The following is a 20,199-nucleotide window of genomic DNA, read 5'->3' on the forward strand; positions in this document are numbered from 1 at the left end:
AAGCTAACCCTCAGTTTTTATTGAATTTGATGCACTAGATTCTGAATTGATTCACGGCACCGGTCAAATCAGCCGCCTGAGCTTGTAATGCCGCAGAGGCGGCAGTTGATTCCTGCACCAGTGCCGCATTTTGTTGCACCATGGTATCCAATTGAGCCACTGCACTATTGATTTCATGAATGCCGCGCATCTGTTCATCTGCGGCGTTGGTGATTTCTGACATGATGGTGGTGACATCAGAGACGCTGCTGACAATCTCGGTCATGGTATTACTGGCTTGACGTACCTGACCCGAACCGGAGGCTACACTGCTGACGGTTGATTCAATTAATGTTTTTATCTCTTTCGCGGCTTGTGCACTGCGTTGTGCCAATGTGCGCACTTCACCGGCAACCACGGCAAAACCGCGACCTTGTTCACCTGCTCGGGCAGCTTCTACCGCCGCATTCAGTGCCAAAATATTCGTCTGGAAGGCAATACCATCAATCACGCTGGTGATATCGCCGATTTTGCCAGATGCCGCCTCAATTGATTCCATGGTGGTGATAACTTTGGCGATAACATCGCCACCACGCGAGGCATCATTGGCTGCGGAGAGCACCGCAGTGTTAGCTTGCCTTGCTGCACTGGCCGACTGAGCCACAGTTGCTGAAATTTGTTCTAATGCCGCAGAGGTTTGTTGCAAGCTGGCGGCCGCTGATTCAGTTCGGCCCGACAAGTCCTGATTTCCAGCGGCAATTTCATTGGCGGCAATTCTTACCGACTCACTGGTATCGCGAATTTGAGTCATGACAGCACTGAGTTTGTCAGCAAAGTTATTGAATGAACGCGCTATTTTTGCCACTTCATCACGGCCTTCTACCGGCAAACGCTGTGTTAAATCCTCGGTACCCGAACTGATTGCATCCATGGCTTTATGCACGTGGGTCAGTGGTGTCAGAGCGCGCTGGGTAATAAGGCCAATAATCACTGCGGCAATGAGGATAATCACAATCAGCGTCACCAGCGAAGTGGTTAATAATGAGCGCATCCCGGCAGTAGACTGAGCTTTGTCCAGTGCCACAACAGTAAACCATTGTGTACCCGGCACGGCCTGCGCCAGCAATAACTTACTGCTGCTACCGATATCGGCAGTCATAGGCTGAGTGGCGGACAAGAGTGCCTTAAGATCCAGTGTGGGGGCAATTTCACTCAGTGGTTTGAGGGTTAATTGCGCGTCTTGGTGGGCGATGATGGTGCCATCAGCATCAATCAACATCCCGAAGCTACCTTCCGCTGGGTGTATAGATTTTACGTTTGCAATCACACTGTCCATGGTGACATCGGCAGCCAATACTCCTTTAACACTGCCATCTTGGATGATGGGTAATGCAAAGGTGACCACTAACTGATTTGTTCCGGCATCGACATAAGGCGGCGTGACGACAGGCTTTCCTGCTTTCACAGCTTGCAAATACCATGGGCGTCCAGTGGGGTCGTAACCTGCAGGAATACCCTCAGGATTAGAGAAGATGGCAGTCTTATTCGCGTAACCAATATACACATTAATAAAATTACCGGCCGCCGCAACCTGACGCAGTGCGGCGGTTGGATCAGCCGCCAGAGCCGTGTCTTTGAGTGACACAATCATTTGTGTTTTAGAGGCGACCCAGTCTGCAATGCCAACACCATGACTGGCAGTCACTGCCGTCAGAGTATTATCAATGGCACTGCTGTTATATTTGTTAGCAACGGAATAGTTAAAGTAAGTATTAATGGCAAGGGAACACGCCACGATAATGATACAGGCAGCCAAGATACGTGAACGAATGGAATCAAGCATAGAGCGTCCTAAGTAAAGGGGAATGCATGATTCAAGTAACGGCTTGGCGTAGGGAAACTTGAGCTGAGTCACAGTAACAAAGTGTAATATATGCACCATTGTTAATTCTTTTTTATGTAATAGTGACGACAGTGGTCCATTTTGTTGATATCGATATCCAATGAAAACATAAACTTGGTTGTTTTTTGATCTTGAATTTATTGGATTGAATAGCGATAAAGTTGAAAAAAATAGAGAGATTTAAAGGGTAAAATAAGCACCAATCGGCTGAAATCCGGGGATGTATCTAGATTGATGCTAAATATTCGAGCTTATAAGATAATCATGATTCACTGACTAACCACTGGTCGGCCTCGTCAAACATCTCTTCAACTAAACGATTGAGTACCGATTTCTCTTGTTTGCTGGCATCGGTATTTATGCCGTTAGCTTGCATCGGCTTGACCTTAACTTCTGCATCAGGAAATATCTGGTGTACGCGCTTGGTCAGTTCCGCCTTAATCATTTCATTCGCATTGGTCAGGCCGGCGACATTCCGTTTGTCATAAATTAATTCAACTCGCATCGCTTCTTCCTAAGTTTTCTCAAATTAAAATACTGTATTAATATACAGTTATATTGGGTGTGAGACAATAGGATTTTAGCTTTGTGGGCAAGGAATTAGGTTAACTGACTGTTTTTTAGGCGATTTGGCTATATTGAAAATAACCGCAGGTGATTTATTGAGTAATCACTGGCGGTTATTTTTTGTTTGAGATTTTATCTGCTTGTTTATGCAGGCAATTTAGATTTTTTTTGCCGAAGCAGTAAATGATCAGAATAGATGTATCTGGTTAATCTATCTCTAACCAGCGGGCATCGACCACGACACCGAGTATCTTGCAGTTACCATTGAGTTCAATTAATCGGTAGGCAGGATTCAATGGTTTCAAATACTTAACCCCGGCATCGACGATCAATTTCTTAAATGTGGCTTCGTTATCATCAGTGAGTTTGGCGACAACAAAATTACCTGGCATCGGTTCTTTTTCCGGATCGACGAGAATAATCATCCCTTCGGGAAAACTGATACCTGACGGCGAGGTCATAGAATCGCCTTTTACACTCAACCAAAATGCATTGTCATGTGCATTCTTGGTCGACTCCGGCCAAATTTCAATATCGCGCAGGGTATAGGGCTCTATTGCTTCATACCAGTTGCCCGCACTGATCCAACTGATCAGCGGATAACTGTTGGCAACCGATCCCGCCGGTTTATCATTTAGTCCGCTGCGGGTAGATATAGACAAACTTTCCGCCATCTTCGCCAACTCTTTTGCCAATGAAGGGCTAAAGCTGCTGATAGGTTCATTCAGCACTTTGGCAAAAGCAGCGGCATTGGTCACATTGAGCGGATTTATACCGTTCAGAAATTGGTTAACCGCACTTTGGCCCACGCCCAATTCGTGCGCAACCGATTCCTGGGATATACCCAGTGCTTTCTTTTTGGCATTAAACAGCTCTTTCAGCCGCTTAGCGTCGTCTAACTGTTCTGGCGTCAATGGCTTCTTTTTCATCAGTCAATTTTATTACCGTTAGCAATAATATCCAATCACCTGCGGTATTGACTATAAAATCACTTGCGGTAATAATCAATCAAAATATATAAGAGAAACGCATGGAATCGCACCTGCAACACGCACTGTTAGTCGTGTCATCAGCCTTCGTGCCGTGAGTTGCTCTGGTTATCACAAGAAGACGGCAGCCAGGCGTATAAGGGTTTCCGTTGCTGAACAATCGATAGGCTGAGGTGTCATCCTGTGACCCCGCCTTTTGTGGAGTAGCTATATATGAGTTCAATTAACGGCCCGAAAGCCGGAAACCATAGTCAGAAGATGCCGGGCACGAGAGATATTCAATTAGTATTAGCGCGCTGGGGTGTTTGGGCTAGATATAGCTCGGGGCTGGATTATTCATCTATTGCCGCTGGCTTCAAAGGGCTTTTGCCCGATACCTCTAAAAGTAAAGCCTCCTGCTGTGATGATGATGGCTTAGTCGTAGATGGTTGTGTGGCGCGATTAAAACAATACCGACCAGATGAATATGAATTGATTATTCGTCATTATGTTCTTAATCAATCAAAGCGAGCTATTGCACGCCAGCAAAAAAGAGATGAAAAGCTGGTAAGGATTAATATGCAAATGGCTGAAGGCTTTATTGATGGTTGTCTGGCTATGTTGAATGTAAAATTAGAAATGGACCCATTAATTGAAAACTTACATATTTATGAAAAAACATTAACGCGGTCCGCAAAAAGTGTATTAGTCTGATATTACTGGTTGGTGTGTTACGCAAGAATAATATTTTAAGACCTCGCTAATGCGGGGTTTTTCTTTTTATAATTCTGACTGTTAGTGTAAATAAATAATTTTTTAAATATTCATTAAAAAACATTAACGCGGTCCGCAAAAAGTATATTAGTCTGATATCACTGGTTAGTTACATACTGATTAAAAACAGGAAAGCCTCGCAATGTCGGGGCTTTCCTGTTTCTGTTGGTAATACGTGCCAGTGTATCAGAATGGGAGGTAATAAATGAATGAACAAAGTCAACTGCCATATTGGTGGACAGGATCGCTGGCACTATTTTCGGCTCTGAGCTTACAGGATTACATCTTTATTCTCGGTACAGTGATTAGCGTGATATTCACGATTAAAACGTATTACGTCAATTTACATGAGAAGGCCGCAATAATTAAAGAGGAGCAACGTCGAACCGAAATATTACGAGATTTTTTACGGAATAAAACAATAGAGAATATTCCAGCCGCCATTGCGGTATGCAATGACGCATTGCACAAGATGGAGAGCTGATATGACACCAGCATTACGTAACAAAGTGTTGGGCGCTGCCGCCGGAGGTGCTATTGCGATTGCCGGAGTATTACTTGGCGGGCATGGCGGCATCGAGGGCCGCGAATATCGTGCTTATTATGATGTCGCGGGGGTTCTGACGGTATGCGATGGCCACACTGGCAGCGATATTATTCGCCATAAGCAGTACAGCGATCAGGAGTGTGATGCTCTGCTACAGCGGGATTTACTGCCAGTAAAGGCGCGGGTTGATAGCGCCGTACAGGTTCCCATCGGGGAATACACCCGGGCAGCACTCTACTCTTTTACCTACAACGTCGGTCAAACCGCATTCCTCAACTCAACTTTATTAAAGAAATTGAATAGTGGCGATATGGCTACTGCGTGCGACGAGTTACGGCGCTGGATTATGGCGGGCGGTAAACGGTGGCAAGGTTTGATTCATCGGCGCGAGATAGAACGCGAGCTGTGCTTGATGCCCCTATCGGTGGCGAAAAAAGCCGCGGAGGATAAATGAAGCGACGGATTATCAGCATTGGGTTGCTGTTGTTCTTGCTCCTTGGCCTTACAGCAAATACTTATCGGCTTAGCGCTAAGCAAAAACAAGAACATACACAGTTACAGGCGGAACAACTGGTGAATCAGACGTTGGGTAACATCATTGATGCCTATCAGTTAAACGACGCCGCCAATCGAGCGGCCGCCGCCCGACAGTTAGAAAACGAAAGGGCGTTACGACATGAAACCGAGGATCGTCTCAAGCGTTTTGCGGCTGCGTCGGCAACTGACAACTGTGCTGTTAGCCGCATGCCTGAGTCTGGTATTAGCATCCTGCGCGAATAAACCGCGCACTCTTTTAGTCAATCCCCCGCTGTTATTGCCGCCAGAGCCAGCGATGACTGCATGTGAAATCCCTGAGTTTACCGGATCGACATGGGGTGATAGCGCCTTATATGCCCTGACCCTCAAGCGGGAATTGCTCATCTGCAAGGGGCGGTTAGATGAGGTTATAAATTGGCGTAACTCCCTGCGCCCCTGAGAAATTCCCGCTGTTCGGTGACTCGCCCTTAGTGGCCGCTCGAGCTTTATCCCCTAATGGGGCAACTATCTATCAGGAGAATAATCATGGCATGTATTGATGTCGGAATTCGCATTTTCTATCGGGTGAAATCATGAATGCAGCTCAAATCAGGCAACTGGCAGCCGCAGCGCTAGTAGGAAAAACCGATGCTGAAGATCGGATCTATTCAACCGACGCCTGGCCGCTAACGACTTATCCGGCCATTTTGTTGCAAACACCGCTGGAAGTTAAAGAGTCCATTGGCCGTAATGCGCCGCAGTTTAAGACCATGACCACTTTGCGAATCAGTGGGCATATCCAACTGAGTGAGACGGAAAATCGGGTCACTGCAGCAGCAACTGCACTTGAGCGTTTGTGTGAGCAAATTCAACGCGCGGTGATTAACAGCTATGAGTTGACCCGGCAGATTCAGCAATTTGCCAAAGTGCGCACCACCCTGGGTATCGACACCAGCAGTGAGCAGCACTTTGCTGAAGTCAAAGTAGAGTTGGATCTTGAGTATTACCAAGGGCCGGAAGATTTCTTCCCGCTGGAAACCACGCCATTGGCGGGCATCGACGTCACTATTGCTATGCCCGATGGCACCACCGACCCGCTGATCGCCATCACCTTCCCGGAGTAACCCTATGTTCGTCAAACCTATGACTGGTCGCGCGGTACGTGACCCGGTCAAGGGCACCTTTTTGCCTGAATTGGGTACTGAGGTTCCTGATAACACATTTTGGCGCCGTCGAATTCAAGACGGCGATGTGATGCAGATAGCTGCTAAATCAGTGATATCTGCATTTGAAGTATCAACAACGGAGAGTACAAAACTATGACCATTCCTTTCACTAATATCCCAAGCAATTTGCGCACGCCGCTGTTCTTTGCGGAATTTGATAATTCTCAGGCTAATACGGCGAGTACTACTCAGCGGACTTTGATTATCGGGCAAACTTTGCCAGAAAGTAGTTTGCCAGCCAATGTGCCATTACTGGTTTCATCAACGGCGACAGTGGCCGGTTTAGCCGGGGCCGGTTCGATGCTACATGGGCAAATGGCGGCTTATTTGGCGAACGACACTGCCGGTGAAATTTATCTTCTTCCGCTGAGTGACACTGATGCCATGGTGGCTGCTACGGGCAAAATCACTGTCACCACGCCAGCCTCGGCAACTGGGGTCATTTCACTGTATATCGGCGGTATTCGGGTACAAACCACGGTGGTTGCAACCGATGATGCCAATGCTGTAGCCACTGCACTGGCTGCGGCCATTGAGAGCAAACCCGAATTGCCCGTGACGGTTGTTCATGCCGAAGGTGTGGCGGCGGAAGATGGTGTCATCGTCTTGACGGCGAAAAATAAAGGCGCGCACGGTAATAATATTGACTTGCGTTTGAACTACTTAGGCAGTGCGGGTGGGGAAGTGACCCCAGACAGTCTGGTCCTGACGATGACCCCGATGGCTGGTGGCGCCGGTGTGCCTGAACTGGCTGATGGCCTGGCGAATTTGCAGGATCGCACCTTCGATTTCATCATTAACCCTTATACCGATACGGCGTCATTGGATGCTATCAAAGCTTTTCTCTCCGATAGCACCGGGCGTTGGAGCTACAGCCAGCAGTTGTATGGGCACAGTTTCGCCGCGCAATCGGGCACTTATGGTCAACTGACCGCTGCCGGAGAGCTACGTAATGATCAACATGCTTCATTGCTGGGCATTCATAACTCACCGACTCCGGCCTACATCTGGTCGGCAGCTTATGTGGGGGCAATTGCTCAGAGCCTGCGCAATGATCCCGGTCGCCCATTGCAAACACTGGCGGTCAGTGGGGTGCTGGCACCGCCATTATCTAGCCGTTTCACTCTGACGGAGCGCAATAACCTGCTGCACAGTGGTATTTCCACCGTGACAGTGGCGGATGACGGTAGGGTCCAAGTGGAGAATATCATCACTACCTATCAGACCAATAAATACGGTGCTGAAGATGATAGTTACCTGCAAATCGAAACCTTGTTCTTGCTGATGTTTGTCACCCGCTACCTGCGTACGCAAGTGACCTCTAAATTTGCTCGTATGAAGTTAGCCGCAGATGGCACCCGTTTTGCCGCCGGTTCGGCGATTATCACCCCCAATGTTATTCGTGCTGAGCTCATTGCCCAGTATCAGACATTGGAATTTAACGGCTATGTGCAGGACGCCAAAGGTTTCGCCCGTGGGCTGATTGTTGAGAAAAACACCAGTAACCCAAATCGCGTCGATGTGTTGTGGACCGGTGTGCTGATTAATCAGCTACGTATCTTCGCGGTACTCAATCAATTCCGTCTGCAAGCGGCGGTTTAACTGCCATCTGCTAATTCTCAACTCGTTAAAAATAAAAGGAAATAAATTATGAGCGATTCTTCAAACCGCCTGGCGGGTACCGCTTATGTCACTGTTGATGGCATTACTATCATGGTCGCCGGTCAGTTCAAATACAGCCCGTCAAAAGTTAAACGTGAAACCGTGATGGGGATGGACGGCATTCACGGCTATAAAGAAACCGTGGTTGCACCGTCAATTTCTTGCACCATCCGCGATAGTGGCGGTGTTTCCATCAGTGACTTCAATGACCAAACCAATGTCAATATCGTGTGTGAATTGGCTAATGGCAAAACCATTATCGGTAGCGGCATGTGGTCAGTGAGTACTTTGGTGGTGGACAGCACCGAAGGTACGGTTGATGTCAGTTGGGAAGGCGGTTCGGTGACGGAGAACTGATATGGCTGAATTGGAGCGCAGTAAAACCATTTCGCTGGTTAAACCCATTTCGCACGAGGCTACCAAGACCACTTATGAGGTGGTCGAACTCTACGAGCCCACTCTATTGCAAGTGCAGCAATTTTACGATGAGCAAACCAAGACCGGTTCACTTAGCGGCATGGGATTGCTGATTGCATTAGTGTCTGGGGTACCGCGTGAGGCCATCAAAAAGATGGCTTTCACCGACTACAAAGCTTGCGAGGTCTACATGATGGGTTTTTTAGCCTACTCCCCAATGGGGGACGATGGCGCGAAATAATCGCTGACGTCACTTACTACTATAGCTGGGGGCCGGGCGATGCCTGGTCCCTGACCTACAGTAAATTAATGTGGTGGTGCCAGCAGGCCGAGCGGATTAATAAAATTAAGGCTGGCAAAAATGGCTAATAAATTTGATTTTGAATTAACCACTAATGCTCAGATAACTGAGTCAGTTAAGCGTATGAATAAGGCAGTAAAAGAATTAGTGCCTCAATTTTATGAACTACGTAAAAGTGTTGTGGCGGTTGATCAGGTAATTCCTCTCCCAATTAAGAGGATAGAAAAACGTCTTGAAAAATATAATAAGAGTTTTAAAGGTAATACTGTTGGCGCAGCTTTAGAAAGCCAGGAGGATAAAACTTCAGATAGAGCGAAAAATATTTATAAATTAACCAGACGAGCTAATCTTATTTATACAGCTGGCGCTGAGGTTGCCAGCGGGCTAAATAGAGCGGCTGAGCAGGCTCATACAGTAAATACGGCAGCTCTAAATGTCAGTGCGCCTATTAACCAATTTAGCCAGATTAGTGGTGCTATGCGCATTCGCGGTGCTGAGCAAAATGCTTCAATCAAATCGACTGAGCAGCTCTATAGTCAGTTGAATGATATGCTTTGGGGGCGTAATGAGAAGGGATTAGCTCAGCTACGTAACTTCGGTTTTGAAATTATCAGTAATAAAAATGGTACAGCGGATGTTCCTGCAACTATGGCTAACATTGCCAATGATTTTTCGCAAATGGATCCCAAAGCACAAAGCACGTTGATTAGTTCTCTTGGCTTGGACAGTAATGCTATTGAGTTATTACGAGAGGGTGTACGGCTAAGGGACTTACTGGCTAAATCGACTAGATTTGGGTTAATGATTGACCCTGAACTCAATACGCAGTTAACAGAACTAGACCGCAAGACTAATGAGTTAAGTGCGGCTTGGGATGGGTTGAAAGATAAAGTATCCAATAAATTATATGGCGCTCTAGTTTCCGATGGCTCTATAGCTGATGGTATAGGAGGAGTAACTGATCTGATGACGTATGGTCTAGATAGCTTCGCCATTACGCGAACCCTTGGGGTAATCAGTGGCGAAGAATCCGATAAAATGCGCTCGGCATATAATGATTCGGATTTTTATCAACAGCTAAATCGATATGAAAAAGAAATGCTTAAGCTTGGTTTTATGACTGATGGTTTTCGCAAAAAGTACCAAGATTACTCTGAGTTCAAAAATGCTGAACCATTAGTATATAAAGAAGCTATGGCGGGTGCTATTCCAGGACTTACATTACCTCAGCCTGAACCGAATCCATTGACGGATATATTTAATCTGGGAAACAAATCTTATTCTGATAAGAATACATTTGATCTGGAAGCTGATGATACGTGGAGTGATAATCAACCAACGGATTATTATATTTGGCCACTGTTGTCATCATTACCTCCTATTTCATCTGAGCAGGCTGTAGCCAGCAATCTAATGAATACATTTCCTGCAACAGCTTCTACATCTATATCGCCTATTTATCCAGAGTCGGCGGGAGGCTTTAATTCTGGTGATATTGCCGATGTTATTGCGACTGCAATGCAGAATAACCGAGTGCAGATCGAACTGACATTAATCGACAGCCGGAGTGGGGAAACTTCAATGCTATTGGCGCAGGGGGGCGGGCGGATTAGCTATGCGATGGCCATGCCAATGTAATGGCGTGAGTCATATTACTTCGTTTTTGCAATAACCCGCTGCGGCGGGTTTTTAACTTTCTATCGTAAGGATCCTCAACAGGAGAACGCCATGTCACTCATCGGCAATACCTTATCAGCGCTATTAGGCGGCGGTGACACCCGTTGGCAATGGTCGGAACATTTACATCAAGCTTCATTTCGCGGTGTTCCTTTTGTCATTGAAAAAAGCACCGGCACCTTTGGTCGCCGTCAGGCAGTACACAGTTATCCTTATCGTGATACCAGCTATATCGAGGATCTGGGGCGCAGTGCCAGAAGCATGACTTTGGGCGGTTTTCTGGTGCAGAACAGTCAGATTTATACCGCACCAGATGTAATGACCCAGCGTGACTCATTGATTGCCGCCTGTGAAATGCCGGGACCAGGGACATTAGTGCACCCGACGCTTGGCGAAATGACCGTCAGTGTGAGTGAGTTGAAGATTGATGAAAATACCGCTGGCGGGCGGATATTCTCATTCAGCTTAACAGTGCACGAATCTGGTTTACGCGCCTTTGCCATCACCGGCGCGACAGAAATGGGCGCATCAATCCAATCTTCCTGGCTGGGGTTGAGTGCTAAAGCCGTCGCGGGTTTTATCGCTACAGTGAAAGGAGAAATGCGCTCTGCAACTCAGGCGATAAAAACACTGAAAAGTACGGCGGCGTTTTGGGGGCGAATGGTCACCAATACCGCCAATGAAGCCAGTAATTTGGGAAATGCTCTGCGCTCAACTTTTGGTCGCAAACGCTATGGCCGCTACAACCACGGCACAGTAGGCGGCAGCAGTTCGGGGGCCACCGCAGCCGTCGTGCTGGAAAGTGATACTACGGATTTGGCACTTTTGGTGTCGCAGCGGCTGGCATTAACGGTTGAGGGGCGGGCGGCTGTCGATACGGCAGTAAATGAACTGCTTGATGCAAACAGCATTGATGCTCATGCCGACAAGATGTTGGCGCTGGTCAATACACTGCAAAGCAGCGGCGTCAGTATCGTAGATGTCATGCGCATGATGGAAAATCTGTCGATATCTCAAGACGATATGTTTCGTGCCAATAATAGCGATGCTGCGGTTGCTGACGCCAGCCAGCACTTAATGACGACATTGTGCGCGGGCGCGATGGTCTATGCCGCGTCGCAATATCAGCCGGAAAGTTATGACGATGCTGTCGATATTTTGGCGCGAGTGTGTGAGGTCATCGACAGGAAAGCGCTGGCTGCCGCTGACAATGGAAATGATGAAACCTATGGCGCATTAATGCTGATGCGAGAGTCTATCGTCCTGAAATTACAGCAAGCTGGCGCTAATTTATCGCGTGTCGCAGAGGTGAATTTTAGCCGCTCACAGCCCGCCTTGATGTTGGCAAATCGTCTGTATCAGGATGCTTCTCGCACTGATGCATTGGTGAAAATGGCCGACCCGATTCATCCGGCATTTATGCCTATCCGTTTTAAGGCATTGAACTTATGAATGATGAACGGATAAACGATGATTTAACACTCGAAGTCGGCGGCCGGGCAATCACTGGCTGGAGCAAAATTCAGGTTACCAGAGGCATTGAAAAATTACCCAGCAGCTTTGAGCTGTCATTAATGGACCGCTACCCCGGTAGCGAAGGGCAGCAATGGATAAATCCTGGCGATCCCTGCGTAGTTAAGCTGGGCAACGATGCCGTTCTGACCGGCTATATCGACAGTTGGGATAGCACCATTACGGCTACCAGCCGTGAGGTGACAGCCAAAGGGCGCAGCAAATGCCAGGATTTAGTGGATTGCTCCGCTGAATGGCCCAACAGCGTGATCAGCCAGTCTACGGTATTACAAATTGCACAAAAACTGGCCGAACCTTACGGCATTAAGGTGATATCAGACATTAACGACATGGTGGTGGTGCCGAAATTCACCCTTAACTGGGGGGAAACCGCACAGGCAGTCATTGAGCACGTAACCCGCTGGGCAGCATTGCTTTATTACGACCAACCCGATGGCAATTTATACCTGACACGGGTTGGTACGCGTCAAGCAGCCAGCGGCGTGGAGCAGGGGGTTAATATCTTGAGTGCCAACCTGCATACGGATATCAATCAGCGTTTTATTGACTACACCGGTGTCGCCCTTTCCAGCAATGCGGTCGCCCGCCGTTCTGCTTCCGGCGGCAATAATACCTCGGCTCTGGTGAGAACTCAGGATACTCAACTGGCTGAACAGTTTCCGGCTCGCCACCGCAACAAGATAGTTATCGTCGAAAGCACGATGAATTCACCTAACTTGGTGAGGAACAGCCTTGATTGGAGCATAAATCGTAATAACGGTCGTTCCAAAGCTCTCAAGGTGCAAGTTGATAACTGGCGTGATCGGGAGCAGCAACTCTGGCAAACCAACTCACTGATTCCTATCACTATCCCGTCCTTGGGGCTGCAAGATGAACTGTGGCTGCTATCAGAGGTGGTTTATCAGAAAGATACCAGCGGAACCGTGGCGACTATGACGCTGATGCCTCCTGAGGCCTTCGCAGTTCAGCTCTATAAAATCAAATGAAACAGGGGGTTATATGCATGACGTTAGTGGGCAAATCTCGACCTTGTACCGGCAGATAAAAATGCTGTTGGGGATCGGGCGAGCAACGGCTTTCGATGACAGTGATGGGGTACAAACCGTGCAATATCAGACCTTACTGGAAGTTCACAGCGATACGCCACGGTTAGCCGAGTTTGGTTTTTCATCAGGATTACCGGCGGGCAGTGACGTGGTGATGGGGTTTCTGGGTGGGGATCGCTCCAGCGGCATGATCATTGCGTCTAACCATCCGTCTTACCGCCATAAAGAATTAAATCCAGGAGAAACAGTGATTTATTCCCAATGGGGGCAATTTATTAAATTGACCGAAAGTGGAGTGATCATTGAGGCCAATAACCAGCCAGTGACGGTAAATGATGCCACCGAGGTGACCGTCAATGCATCGGTAAAAGTACGGTTAAACACCCCGCTACTGGAGGTTAGTGGCGATATTGTGGATAACGCCGACAGTAATGCGACGACGCTGAAAACCTTACGTGACACCTACAACAGTCATAATCATCAACTCAAAAATGTACAGTCGGGTAATGCAACACTCACCAGTGAAACACCCGCTAAGGTGGTGCGATGACAACGGATATTAAAACAGTTTGGGATGTCGATGCCTCGCTGGGGGATTGGCGGACCGGCCATGGTGGGTTGCTGGATGGTGATGATCTGCATACTGCCATTTTACTGAGTTTGTTCACTGATCGTCTGGCCCGCGCTGATGACGATATCGATGGTGATGATCGTCGCGGCTGGTGGGGGGACAGTGGCGCAACATCGGCCATTGGTTCACGGCTTTGGCTATTACGGCGGCAAAAACTGACCACTCAAGTTGCTATCAAAGCTGAAGATTATGCTCGTGAAGCATTGGCCTGGCTAATGGAAGATGCCGTTGTCAGCGTTATTAGTCCTCGGGCGCAAATAATCTTCCCCAATACATTATTGCTGATTATTGCTTATCAACAACCGGGTAAAACTCAATCATCAGTTAAATTTTCATGGGTATGGGAGGAGTAATTCATGCCATTTAATCGACCCACATTAAGCGAATTGCGACAGCGAAATCAGTCCTATATTCAATCGGAACTGAAAACTGGCGGCAATTTATTGCGTTTTTCTAACATTGGCGTGATCAGTGACGCAGATGCTGGGATGGCTCACCTGCATTACGGCTATCTTGATTATATTGCCCGGCAAGCGACACCTTATAATGCTAGCGATGAATACCTTGCGGCTTGGGCGGCGCTGAAAGATGTCTTTCGCAAAGCCGCTAATCCGGCCCGCTGTGCCGATGTGCGCTTCAGTGGTATCGCTGGGCGAGTTATTCCGTCTGGTCGGCGGCTAAATCGAGCTGATGGCTATCAATATCGGCTGGATAATGCAGTCACAATCGCTACCAATGGCAGCGTAATCGGAGAAATTACCGCCATTTTACCTAGCCCATTGGACGATGCGACTGGCGGAGGAAATCGGGGGAACAGTGCACTCGGAACTGTACTGACGCTGGATATTGCCATTGATGGGGTGCAGGCCACGGCCACGGCGCTGAGTAAAATTAGCGGCGGAGCTGATATTGAATCCGAAGATGCATTTCGCTCCCGCATGTTATTGGCTTACCAAAATATCCCACAAGGTGGTAATGATACTGACTATCAATCTTGGGCATTGTCGGTGCCGGGAGTGACCCGATGTTGGGTTAAACGGCGCTTGATGGGGGCCGGTACCGTTGGCATCTATATTATGTGTGATGATAATGATTATGCTGGCTTCCCACAGGGTAGCGACGGGATTTCATCTCTTGAAGAGTGGGGGGCGGTGAAAGCCAGCGGTGATCAGCGGCGAGTCGCGGATGCAATTTATCCGCAGCAACCGATTATCGCACTGGTTTATGTCTGTGCCCCTGTCGCGCAATCCATTGATTTTATTATTAGTGGTATTTCCCATGCTGATAGTGCAACTACCGCGGCCATTAATGCAGCCATCGACGAGGTATTTTTCACCGAAGGAGAACCCGGAGGCAAAATTCTGTGGTCATCGCTGCTGTTAGCCATCGGTGAAATCGCCGGTACCGGGGGCTTTATCATGCAATCTCCAGCAGCAAATATTGAGCTGCAAACCGGCAAACTCCCCATTAGGGGTACAGTGAGCTACTTATGAGCCGCTATTCTGTCAGTGAATATACCGAAGCTTTGCAGGCGTTAATGCCAATGGGTTTGGTCTGGCCACGACGGCCCGATGGAGTACAAACCGAAGTCTTGCGGGCATTGGCTCAGGCTTATCGGCGCAGTGATGAAGAGGCACAAGACTTGCTGTCTGGCGCTTTTCCGGCCACAGCCACGTCAATGCTACCGGAGTGGGAAGCAACACTTGGGTTACCGGATTTGTGTGCTATTGGTGAAGTCGACAGTATGATCCAGCGTCAGCGCGCTGTGGTGTCGAAGTTATTTGGTATCGGTGGGCAGTCCGCCGCTTATTTTATCCGGGTAGCAAAGGCGCTGGGCTACTCCATTACGGTGACCCAATACCGACAAGCTTGCGCAGGGATGGCGGTTTGTCGAGATGCCTTGAATGGCGAAGAGTGGCCATTCACCTGGTTAATTACCGCCCCAAAAACCACCATTAATGATGCCCAAAGTGGCCTAACCTATTGCAGTGACCCATTACGTTCATGGGGTAATAAACAGCTTGAGTGCAGATTAGCAGTATTAAATCCGTCTCATACGATTTTGAAATTCGGCTACGTTAGTTAACTAATCCCTTTCATTTATTTTTAAGTGCCTTAACTGGCGAGGATTTTCTATGCAAAAAATTGGCGATATTCCTAATGCACGCGCCGACAGTAATGGCGAGTTCACCGACGGTAATGTTGCCGCCGGTGTGCCACCAACCATATTACCGGCTGAATGGTTTAATACCTTGCAACGCGAATTAATTAAAGTCGTGCAAGACGGAGGATTAGCATTAGATCCCAATGACGATACCCAGGTATTAGCCGCCCTGAAGAAACTGTTTTTACAGTCGGGTAATAATTTATCCGAAATAAAAGCCGCCGGCCCAACCGCCGTTGCAGCGGCTCTTGTAAACCTTAGCGCATTATCAGCGACTGGGACAGCAGCAGCGGCAACCAAGCTTGCTACAGCCCGTAAAATTGGCGGTGTGGCTTTTGATGGGACTGCTGATATTGCTTTGCCCTTTATTAATAGTATGGATACGGATATTCAATTAGCAGGTGCATTGGGGGTAAAAAGTCTTTCCGTAACCGGTGATCTTCATGGAGGGAGATTGATATCTAAAGGTGCTATTTATGCTAATGAGAATGGTGACGGTGGGACATCTATTCTCGGCACAGATGGGAATATTACCGGTTCGATATGGGGGAGTAATCTTTATAATTATATAAACACAATTGACCTAGTAGGATCTCCAATTCCTTGGCCTCAAGCCACTCTTCCCATGGGATATTTGAAATGTAACGGTGCTTCTTTTAGTAAAACACAATATCCCAAACTGGCTCTCGCCTATCCATCGGGTATTTTACCTGATATGCGCGGTGATGTTATTCGTGCATGGGATGATGGTCGAGGGATTGATGCTGGCCGAGCATTACTGTCAGAACAGGGCGATGCAATTCGAAATATAACAGGGACTTTTAGCGTTCATGGCGCTAAAGAATTATCAACATCATTTCCATCAGCAGCGAGTGGAGCATTTGCCATTAGTGGTGTTGCAGGGAAAAATAATGTTGCAGCTGGTGGAGATACAACTATCCCTCAATTTAATTTTTCTGCCGCAAATGTTGTACCTACTGCTGCCGAAAACCGTATGCGAAATATTGCATTCAATTACATAGTGAGAGCTTTATAATGAAAAAAAATGCGCTAGATATTGTCCAGGCTCAATTAAGTGAATATGGTTTGGCTATTACCGAAGGTTGGGTCACCGTTTATAGTGCAAGCCGTGAATCGCGAGAATACACAGGCGTAAATAACGAATTTCTTGCACTCGGGGTGGGTTTGCCTGCTGGTGGCTATATTGATGCTCCAATGTTAGTTAAAGATGATGATAAAACTGTACGACGTACTGACGATGAGATGGCTTGGGAAGTTGTAGCTGATTTTCGTGGTAAAGTAGCTTATAGCACTGTTACCGGACTGCCGGAGTCAGTTAATTCTATTGGTACTTTGCCTGATACACTTACATTACTAGCTCCACAGACGAATTACGACTTGTGGAATGGAATGCAGTGGGTTACGGATTCAGAAAAGCAGTACATTTCTGAAGTACAAATGGCTGAGGATACAAAAAAACAGTTATTGAATGAGGCAGCAGTAAGGATGGCACCGCTGCAAGATGCTGTCGATACCGATATAGCAATAGTTGATGAGAAGATCCAACTTGCAGCTTGGAAAACTTACCGTGTATTGCTAAATCGTATTGACACCTTGAGAGCTCCTGATATTGAGTGGCCTACTGTACCTGAGTAATACAACGCCGGGCTTAACCGCCCGGAATCTTGCCAATTGGGGATAATCCGTATCCTTGCTGCAAAACTCAACCCTACACCAATCCCCCTCGTGACTATCCTCATTTCATGGTAAATTCTCATATCACAGGCCAATGCATCGTTTCAGGTACCAGTATGTTTACATATAAAGAAATATCGTCGCTAAACGAACTGGAACTGATTGTCTATAACTACATCATAAAAAACACTGACAAAGTGATGTATATGACCATCAGAGAACTGGCTGATGCTGCGGGTGTTTCAACTACCACGGTTTTGCGTTTTTGCAAAAAAATGAATTGTGATGGCTACTCTGAATTCCGCGTGCGTTTTAAACTGTATTTAGAGCATGACGAAAAGCCACCGGTTAGTTTTGGTATCAGTGAAATAATTAGCTATTTTAAAAGTATTAATAATAGTGAGTTTGATGAGTTGCTTGATATGGCCGCAGAACAAATAGCGGCAACGCGTCGAATTATTTTTGTTGGCATAGGTACCTCAGGCGCATTAGGAAAATACAGTGCTCGTTTCTTTTCTAATATAGGGAAATATAGTACCTATATTGACGATCCTTATTATCCTATTAATAGTGATATGTATCAGGATGCTATTGCGATCATCCTCTCAGTCTCCGGCGAGACCGAGGAGATTATTCGTATTGCCAATCAGTTTAGCTTGCATAACTGTAAAATTATCAGCCTAACCAACAGTGATAACTCAACATTAGCTAAGATGGCTGATTTGAATATCTCTTATCATATGCCACCTATTGTATTGGAAGGTCATTATAATATTACCACTCAAATTCCAGTGTTGTATATTATTGAAACCATAGGTAAGAAACTCCCGCCATTAATTAATAAAAACGCGAAATAAAACAGGGTGTTTTTTACCTGTTACATATTACAAGTTGCGATTTTTGTTATATCGTGACTTCACTTCTTTTTTTGTTAAACTCCAGTCTCAATCGACCAAAAATATTAATAATAAGCCGATAACGCTCTGTTTATCTTATACCAGCGTCCTTAACAGGAGACTAATAATGGCAATTGATTACTCATTAACCGCTCAGGAAATTATTAAGTATATTGGCGGTGATAATAATGTGATTACCGTCACACATTGTGCAACGCGTTTACGTTTTATATTGAAAGATAATAAAGCGGTCGATAAAGAAAAATTAAATCGTGTTAAAGGCGTGATTACTGTTATTGAAGCTGGCGGGCAAATGCAGGTGGTCATTGGCAACCATGTTGGTGATGCCTACAAACATGTCACCAACTTAATTAACATCGATGAAAGCGCGCCAGTTGCCGCTCCTAAAGTCGGTATTGTTAGCCGCTTGATGGACATTATCTCTAGCATTTTTGCTCCCTTCCTTTATCCATTGGCGGCATGCGGTATTTTGCAGGGGATTATCTCATTCCTCGCGGCTATTGGTTGGATGGATGCTGCTAGTGGTACTTATCGAATTCTAAACTTTGTTTCCTGGACGGGCTTTACCTTCCTGCCGGTCATGGTGGCTTTCACCGCGGCTAAAAAATTCAATGTTAACCCTTTTACTGCCGTCATTACGGCGTGTGCACTGATCAGCCCTGATTACATGAATATGCTGACCGCCAATAAGATAGTGACTGTCAATTCAGCGGACCCGGCGGTTCAGCAACTGATGCATGAAGCGGTGAATAATCCACAAATTGCCCAGATTCTGAATACCATTGCCGGTATTCCTTTATCCTCTCCAACATTGGATTTCTTCGGTATTCCCGTGCAATACCTGAGTTATACCGCCTCGGTTATTCCGATCATTTTGATGGTCTGGGCCATGTCATATGTGCAGCGTTTCTTTGAACGTATCCTGCCAATGGTGGTGCGTAACCTGTTTACCCCCATGTTCTGTATCGCCATTATGGTGCCATTAACTCTGCTGGTTTTCGGCCCGATAGGTAACTTGATTGGCGGTGCTATCGGCGGTGTTTACAATACACTGTATAACCTTAGCCCAGCGATTGCAGGGTTTATGGTCGGGGCATTCTGGCAACCATTGGTGACTTTAGGGGTGCATTGGGGCATTACGCCAGTGACGGTGGGTAACTATGCAACTTTGGGTTACGACACCTTTACCGGTCTGCAAGCTTCAGCCGTCTTCGCGATGGCAGGTACCATGTTTGGTGTTTACCTAAAAACTCGCAACAGTGAAATGAAAGGTATTTCATTGTCGGCCGGGATCACCGCTTTATTCGGTATTACCGAACCGGCCATTTACGGTGTGGCATTACGACTGAAAAAACCTTTCTTGTGCAGTTGCGCTGCTGGTGGAATTGGCGGGGCTATTGCCGGGAGTTTTAATGCGGTGTCCTGGAGCTACTGTTTACCGGGTATTGCTGTGCTCCCCGTCTTCTTTAAAGAGGGGCATATGGCCCAATTCCTCGGTTTCTTACTGTCTATCACTGTCGCTTTCGTCTTGGGTGCCGTGTTCACTTGGCTGGTTGGGTTTACCGATGAGAGTGAAAGTGTAGAGGAAAAAACATCAGCAGCACCTATTGCTCAGGCACAAATGAATCAAGGCTAAAATAGTTTTAAGATTTAGGCGGGCAACCACCCGCCATTGA

23 protein-coding genes and 2 pseudogenes are annotated in these 20,199 nt (G+C 46.9%); 22 read left to right on the plus strand and 3 right to left on the minus strand.

All coding sequences use genetic code 11. The annotated features are described in order from the left end of the window. Positions 1-34: 34 nt before the first annotated feature. The 3 genes from FTA96_RS15120 to FTA96_RS15130 form a co-directional block, all read right to left on the minus strand. On the minus strand, positions 35-1,822 hold the full coding sequence (locus FTA96_RS15120; protein ID WP_145574218.1) for a methyl-accepting chemotaxis protein: 1,788 nt from the start codon (positions 1,820-1,822) through the stop codon (positions 35-37). Positions 1,823-2,144: 322 nt separating this feature from the next. After that, positions 2,145-2,387 carry a DinI-like family protein gene (locus tag FTA96_RS15125; RefSeq protein WP_050120872.1) on the minus strand — a complete coding sequence of 81 codons (243 nt, stop codon included), beginning with the start codon at positions 2,385-2,387 and terminating at the stop codon, positions 2,145-2,147. A gap of 268 nt (positions 2,388-2,655) precedes the next feature. Continuing rightward, positions 2,656-3,378 (minus strand): LexA family protein, encoded by a 723-nt coding sequence (locus tag FTA96_RS15130; protein WP_004708676.1) that lies wholly within the window; start codon positions 3,376-3,378, stop codon positions 2,656-2,658. Between the two features lie 273 nt (positions 3,379-3,651). Between FTA96_RS15130 and FTA96_RS15135 the strand changes: the two genes are divergently transcribed. From FTA96_RS15135 to FTA96_RS15235, 22 genes and pseudogenes are all read left to right on the plus strand, one after another. Further along, positions 3,652-4,131, plus strand: a complete 480-nt coding sequence (locus FTA96_RS15135) for an antiterminator Q family protein (RefSeq protein ID WP_050106152.1) — start codon at positions 3,652-3,654, stop codon at positions 4,129-4,131. A 265-nt stretch (positions 4,132-4,396) separates the two neighbouring features. Continuing rightward, complete coding sequence (locus tag FTA96_RS15140) at positions 4,397-4,675, plus strand: hypothetical protein (protein ID WP_050120874.1); 279 nt, start codon at positions 4,397-4,399, stop codon at positions 4,673-4,675. A gap of 1 nt (position 4,676) precedes the next feature. Beyond that, a complete protein-coding gene (locus FTA96_RS15145) occupies positions 4,677-5,192 on the plus strand; it encodes a lysozyme (protein ID WP_134956693.1) in 516 nt (171 codons plus the stop codon). Beyond that, positions 5,189-5,518: a DUF2570 domain-containing protein gene (locus tag FTA96_RS15150; protein WP_050145423.1), complete on the plus strand. Its 330-nt coding sequence runs from the start codon at positions 5,189-5,191 to the stop codon at positions 5,516-5,518. Before FTA96_RS15145 ends, FTA96_RS15150 begins: the two co-directional genes overlap by 4 nt. Beyond that, the gene (lysC, locus tag FTA96_RS23860) at positions 5,415-5,714 is read left to right on the plus strand and encodes an Rz1-like lysis system protein LysC (RefSeq protein ID WP_422646228.1); all 300 of its coding nucleotides are present in this window, start codon (positions 5,415-5,417) and stop codon (positions 5,712-5,714) included. The genes FTA96_RS15150 and lysC overlap by 104 nt, the downstream gene beginning before the upstream one ends. A 133-nt stretch (positions 5,715-5,847) precedes the next feature. Next, on the plus strand, positions 5,848-6,378 hold the full coding sequence (locus FTA96_RS15155; protein WP_145574220.1) for an ATP-binding protein: 531 nt from the start codon (positions 5,848-5,850) through the stop codon (positions 6,376-6,378). Positions 6,379-6,382: 4 nt separating this feature from the next. Beyond that, positions 6,383-6,577 carry a DUF2635 domain-containing protein gene (locus FTA96_RS15160; protein ID WP_087817103.1) on the plus strand — a complete coding sequence of 65 codons (195 nt, stop codon included), beginning with the start codon at positions 6,383-6,385 and terminating at the stop codon, positions 6,575-6,577. Further along, a complete protein-coding gene (locus tag FTA96_RS15165; RefSeq protein WP_050106158.1) occupies positions 6,574-8,082 on the plus strand; it encodes a phage tail sheath subtilisin-like domain-containing protein in 1,509 nt (502 codons plus the stop codon). Before FTA96_RS15160 ends, FTA96_RS15165 begins: the two co-directional genes overlap by 4 nt. 48 nt (positions 8,083-8,130) lie before the next feature. Further along, positions 8,131-8,499, plus strand: coding sequence for a phage tail tube protein (locus FTA96_RS15170; protein WP_004708659.1), 369 nt, complete (start codon positions 8,131-8,133; stop codon positions 8,497-8,499). Position 8,500: 1 nt separating this feature from the next. Beyond that, on the plus strand, positions 8,501-8,800 hold the full coding sequence (locus FTA96_RS15175; RefSeq protein WP_145529211.1) for a phage tail assembly protein: 300 nt from the start codon (positions 8,501-8,503) through the stop codon (positions 8,798-8,800). A gap of 120 nt (positions 8,801-8,920) precedes the next feature. Next, entirely contained in the window at positions 8,921-10,498 is a 1,578-nt protein-coding gene (locus FTA96_RS15185; protein ID WP_050151020.1) for a hypothetical protein, read from the plus strand. Positions 10,499-10,588: 90 nt separating this feature from the next. Next, positions 10,589-11,989 carry a DNA circularization protein gene (locus FTA96_RS15190; protein ID WP_050132982.1) on the plus strand — a complete coding sequence of 467 codons (1,401 nt, stop codon included), beginning with the start codon at positions 10,589-10,591 and terminating at the stop codon, positions 11,987-11,989. A gap of 11 nt (positions 11,990-12,000) precedes the next feature. Further along, positions 12,001-13,056: a phage baseplate assembly protein gene (locus FTA96_RS15195; RefSeq protein WP_050133074.1), complete on the plus strand. Its 1,056-nt coding sequence runs from the start codon at positions 12,001-12,003 to the stop codon at positions 13,054-13,056. 13 nt (positions 13,057-13,069) lie between these two features. Then, positions 13,070-13,666 (plus strand): phage baseplate assembly protein domain-containing protein, encoded by a 597-nt coding sequence (locus FTA96_RS15200; RefSeq protein ID WP_050132984.1) that lies wholly within the window; start codon positions 13,070-13,072, stop codon positions 13,664-13,666. Then, positions 13,663-14,100: a phage GP46 family protein gene (locus tag FTA96_RS15205; RefSeq protein ID WP_050120880.1), complete on the plus strand. Its 438-nt coding sequence runs from the start codon at positions 13,663-13,665 to the stop codon at positions 14,098-14,100. Before FTA96_RS15200 ends, FTA96_RS15205 begins: the two co-directional genes overlap by 4 nt. 3 nt (positions 14,101-14,103) lie before the next feature. Then, positions 14,104-15,240, plus strand: a complete 1,137-nt coding sequence (locus FTA96_RS15210; protein ID WP_145574222.1) for a baseplate J/gp47 family protein — start codon at positions 14,104-14,106, stop codon at positions 15,238-15,240. Next, positions 15,237-15,833, plus strand: a complete 597-nt coding sequence (locus FTA96_RS15215) for a YmfQ family protein (RefSeq protein ID WP_050106165.1) — start codon at positions 15,237-15,239, stop codon at positions 15,831-15,833. Before FTA96_RS15210 ends, FTA96_RS15215 begins: the two co-directional genes overlap by 4 nt. A 49-nt stretch (positions 15,834-15,882) precedes the next feature. After that, positions 15,883-16,170: pseudogene (locus FTA96_RS23865) on the plus strand (hypothetical protein); the annotation flags it as partial. A gap of 327 nt (positions 16,171-16,497) precedes the next feature. Next, positions 16,498-16,947: pseudogene (locus FTA96_RS23870) on the plus strand (phage tail protein); the annotation flags it as partial. Further along, the gene (locus FTA96_RS15225) at positions 16,947-17,567 is read left to right on the plus strand and encodes a tail fiber assembly protein (RefSeq protein WP_145507144.1); all 621 of its coding nucleotides are present in this window, start codon (positions 16,947-16,949) and stop codon (positions 17,565-17,567) included. The pseudogene FTA96_RS23870 and the gene FTA96_RS15225, both read left to right, overlap by 1 nt. A gap of 155 nt (positions 17,568-17,722) precedes the next feature. Next, positions 17,723-18,463 (plus strand): MurR/RpiR family transcriptional regulator, encoded by a 741-nt coding sequence (locus FTA96_RS15230; protein ID WP_145537050.1) that lies wholly within the window; start codon positions 17,723-17,725, stop codon positions 18,461-18,463. A gap of 166 nt (positions 18,464-18,629) precedes the next feature. Further along, positions 18,630-20,159, plus strand: a complete 1,530-nt coding sequence (locus tag FTA96_RS15235; protein WP_050151028.1) for a PTS transporter subunit EIIC — start codon at positions 18,630-18,632, stop codon at positions 20,157-20,159. The last annotated feature ends 40 nt before the right edge of the window (positions 20,160-20,199 follow it).

Source organism: Yersinia alsatica (assembly GCF_902170305.1).
Taxonomy (GTDB): domain Bacteria; phylum Pseudomonadota; class Gammaproteobacteria; order Enterobacterales; family Enterobacteriaceae; genus Yersinia; species Yersinia alsatica.